Genomic DNA, 544 nt, shown 5'->3' on the forward strand with positions numbered 1-544 from the left:
AACTGATCGATATCTGATTCAGAGATGATCAAGGGTGGAGACATCGCAATAATATCGCCAGTACAACGCACTAGCGCATCGTGCTTCCAGTAACATTCGTTAAAAACTTTGAAGCCTCGTTCGCCCATTTTTGCACTGGACTTAAATTCAACTGCACCAACCAGCCCAAGGTTTCGAATGTCCTTGACGACATCAAACTCTTTCAAGCTATGAAGAGCATCCTGCCAGTACGACTCAAGCGCGATCGCTTTTTCAAACAGGTTCTCTTTTTCATAGACTTCCAGTGTAGCGATAGCCGCCGCCGCTGCAACCGGATGGCCGGAATACGTATAACCGTGGAATAACTCAATAACTTCTTCTGGCCCTTGCATGAACGCATTGTGGATTTCGCCAGAAACAAACACCGCCCCCATGGGAATTGCGCCGTTAGTAGTCGATGGACGCGAAGCAAAAATCGATGCAAACGAGAAAGGCTACTTCCTTGGTGGCTGTTTGTTCGACAACGTCACGAAAGACATGGTCATTTATCAAGAAGAGATTTTTG

The 544-nt window shown here is 46.5% G+C and carries 2 protein-coding genes; one reads left to right on the forward strand and one right to left on the reverse strand.

The window, feature by feature from the left end; genetic code table 11:
• Nucleotides 1-413 (reverse strand): aminotransferase class III-fold pyridoxal phosphate-dependent enzyme (locus A3750_RS05780; RefSeq protein WP_231871734.1); only part of this gene is annotated, 413 nt, incomplete at its 3' end.
• On the opposite strand from A3750_RS05780, the gene A3750_RS25300 reads away from it, so the two are divergent.
• Nucleotides 412-544 (forward strand): aldehyde dehydrogenase family protein (locus A3750_RS25300; RefSeq protein WP_197474931.1); only part of this gene is annotated, 133 nt, incomplete at its 3' end. The two genes, A3750_RS05780 and A3750_RS25300, sit on opposite strands and share 2 nt — an antisense overlap.

This window comes from Oleiphilus sp. HI0079 (genome assembly GCF_001635105.1).